The sequence below is a fragment of the Calidithermus chliarophilus DSM 9957 genome, from assembly GCF_000430045.1.
Lineage (GTDB): Bacteria > Deinococcota > Deinococci > Deinococcales > Thermaceae > Calidithermus > Calidithermus chliarophilus.
In genome coordinates this window covers 574570-577969 of record NZ_KE387023.1, presented here as the reverse complement: position 1 = coordinate 577969, position 3400 = coordinate 574570, and the positions used below count along the sequence as shown (strand labels likewise).

General features: G+C 74.5%; 1 protein-coding gene. It reads left to right on the top strand.

Annotated features, from left to right (window positions below; all coding sequences use genetic code 11):
• A partial coding sequence (locus MEICH_RS26825) for an ATP-binding protein (protein WP_051303862.1) occupies positions 1-3213 on the top strand: 3213 nt, incomplete at its 5' end.
• Between the last annotated feature and the right edge of the window lie 187 nt (positions 3214-3400).

The window sequence follows — 3400 nt, the reverse complement described above, 5'->3', positions numbered from 1 at the left end:
CTCGCCGGGCTGCTGTGGCCCGAGGGCTCCGACGCCTCCGCCCGCAACAACCTGCGCCAGGCGCTGTTCACCCTGCGCCGTTACCCCGGCCTCTTCGGGGGCACCGACCCGCTGGGCCTGGGCCCGCTGGTGCACAGCGACGTGGCCGAGCTGCAGAGCCGGGTGGCCTCGGGGCGGGGGGACCTGCCGCCGAAAAACCCCGGCGGGCTGCTGGAGGGCTACGACTACGACGACTGCCCCGAGTTCGAGGAGTGGCTGCTCTACGAGCGCGAGCGCTTGCAGGAGCTGCGGCGGGAGGCGCTGGCGCTGCTGTGCGAGGGCCTCGAGCGCGAGGGCGGCCTCGGCGAGGCCCTCTCCTGGGCCCAGCGGCTGCTGGAGGAGGACCCTGTCTCCGAGGCCTCGCACCGGCGGGTGATGCGGCTGCACTACCTGCTGGGCGACCGGGCGGCCGCGCTCAGGGCCTACCATCGCTGCCTGGAGGCGCTGCGCCGTGAGCTGGGGGTGGAGCCGCTGGAGGAGACCCGCGCCCTGGCCCGCGAGATCGAGCGGGGCGGGCTGGCCCCCCAGCCGGCCGGCACCCGCAGGCGCATCCCCCTGTCCGTCGAGCGGCCCCCGGTGCTGGTGGGGCGCGAGCGCGAGTGGGCCCTGATGGAGGAGGCCTGGGAGCGCGGGCAGGTCATCGTGGTCAGCGGGGAGCCGGGCACCGGCAAGACCCGCCTGGCGCTGGAGTTCGCGGCCTCCAAGGGCCGGGTCATGCTCTTCAGCGGGCGGCCGGGGGACGCGCTGGTGCCCTATGCCTCGCACGTGCGGGCCTTCCGCCAATTCCTGGGCGAGCAGCCGGGCCTCGAGCTGCCGCCCTGGGTGCGGCGGGAGCTCGGCCGGATCCTCCCCGAGCTGGCCGGCGGGCAGGAGCCCCCGCCGCTGCAGGGCGAGGCCGACAAGCTGCGCTTCTTCGAGGCGCAGGGCGAGCTGCTGCGCCTTGCGAGCCGGGGCGAGGCGACGCGGGTGCTCGACGACCTGCAGTTCTTCGACCTGCCCAGCCTCGAGGTGGCCTTCTACCTCACCAGCAAGTTCGCCCCGCTGGGGGCGAGCGGCTCGAGGCCGCGGGTGATCGGCACCTACCGCAGCGGGGAGCTGCACCCCGGGCTCGAGGACCGTGTTCGGCGGCTGGAGGAGGCCGGGGCGCTGCTGCACGTCCGGCTCGAGCCCCTGCCCCCCGTAGCCCTGCGCTCGCTGGTGCTCGAGCTCGGGATCCCCGGCCTCGAGCGCCACCTCGACTCCCTCGCCAGCCTGACCGGCGGCAACCCGTTGTTCGTGCTCGAGACCGTGCGCCACCTCATCGAGACCGACCGCCTGGAGCAGGGCTGGTCGGGCCAGGGCGGGCTGCCGGGCAAGGTGGGCAGCATCATCGCGCGGCGCCTGGAGGGGCTGTCCACCGAGGCGCTGCAACTGGCGCGGCTGGTGGCGGTGGCGGGCGAGGGCTTCTCGCTGGAGCTGGCCGCGCGGCTCATGGAGCGCGAGCCGCTGGGCCTGCTGCCGGCCTGGGAGGAGCTCGAGCGCGCCCAACTGGTCAAGGGGGAGCGCTTCAGCCACGACCTGATCCACGAGAGCGTGGCGGCGGGGATGCCCCAGGGGGTCAGGGCCCTGCTGCACCGGCGCACGGCCGCCGCTTTGGCCCAGGAGAAGGCCGACCCCGCCCGCGTGGCCGAGCACTGGCTGGCCGGGGGCGAGCCCGAGCGCGCGCTGCCGTTCCTGCTCGAGGCCGGCCGCAAGGCCGAGCACGCCTCGCTGCTGGCGGAGGCGCAGCGCTTCTACCAGCAGGCCGCGCAGGTCCTGGAGGAGCACGGCACCCCCGAGCAGCGCTTCGACGTGCAGGAGGCCCTCACCCACGTCCGGCTGCGGCTCGAGCCCGCCGGGGGCCACCCCGCGCTGCTCGAGCGGCTGTCGGCCCTCGCCCGCACCCCCCACCAGAAGGCTCGCGCTTGGTACGCCCGGGCCAACGCCCTGCTGGGCAGCGGGCAGGGCGAGCGGGTGGAGGAGGCGGCCCGCAGCGGCTACGAGCTCGCCGTGCACAGCGGCGACCCGGCCCTGGAGGCCCGGTTGCTCACCAGCCTGGCCTCGGCGCTGTGGCTCAAGGGGCAGCCCGCCGAGACCCTGGCCCTGCTCGAGCAGGCCCTCGCCCTCTACGAGCGGCTGGGCGACGCCGAGCAGCTCGCCGCCAACCAGGGGCGCTACGCCATCGTGCTCGACGGGCTCGAGCGCCACCGTGAGGCGCTGGAGCACCACCGCAAAGCCGCCGCCGTGCTGCGCCGCTCGGGCAACGAGTTCGCCCTGCTCAAGGTGCTCAACAACCAGGGCTGGAGCCTGAGCGCGCTGGGCTACAAGCGCCAGGCCCGCGAGGCGCTGCAGGAGGCCATGGGCCTGACGGACGCGCTGCAAGGCGTGGGCGAGCTCGCCGTCTCGGTGCCCATGCTGCTGGGCGACGTCCTGCGCGACCTGGGCGAGCTCGGCGCGGCCCTGGAGCACCTCGAGCTCGCCCACGCCCGCGCCCGGCAACAGCCCTACTGGCGCCGGGGCTTCCTGGCCAAGGCCCTGGCCCTGACCCACCTGGGGCTGGGTCAGCCCGAGCAGGCCCGCGCCCGGCTCGAGGCCCTCGACGCCCAGGCCCTCCCGCCCGACCAGCGCGGCTATTTGCTGTTTTTTTTTTTGCTCGTCAACCCCTTCGACGCCGAGGGCCGCCTGGTGGACTTAGCGCGCTACCCGCGGCTGCGGGCCTACCTCGAGGCCCACCGCCCCGCCCTGGAGCGCCGCTACGTCGCCCGCAAGCGCCCCGAGCAGTGGTTCCGCACCCTCGACCGCGTGGACCCCGCCCTCCGGCACACCCCCAAGCTGCTGATCCCCGACCTGGCCGGGCGCCCCATCGTGGTGCTGGAGGAGGGGCGCTACTACCCGCACCACAACCTCTACTGGGTGACCTCGAGCGCCTGGCCGCTGCCGGCGCTGCAGGCCGTGCTGCGCTCGCCGGTCGCCGCGCTGTTCGTGCGGGCGTACTCGGTGGAGATGCGCGGGGGCTACCACCGCTACCAGGCCCAGACCCTGCGCCGCATCCGCCTCCCCCGCTGGCCCGAGCTGCCCGAGGAGATCCGGCGGGACCTGGCGAGCGGGGCGGCCCGGCTCCAGCAGAGGGCGCTGGCCCGGGTGTACGGTTTGTGATGAATTACAAGGGCTCGAGGATCGCCCGGGCGCACAATGGTTGCTGCGACACCTTTTAGCGTGCCCGAGGTCCGGTCAGTGACTCTACACCAACCCCAAACTTCCCCCGTTCTGGACGGACTATTCCGCCAGGCAGCCGCCTGGCGCGAGGAAAACCCCAAAGAGGCCCTGCGGCTGTACCAGCAGG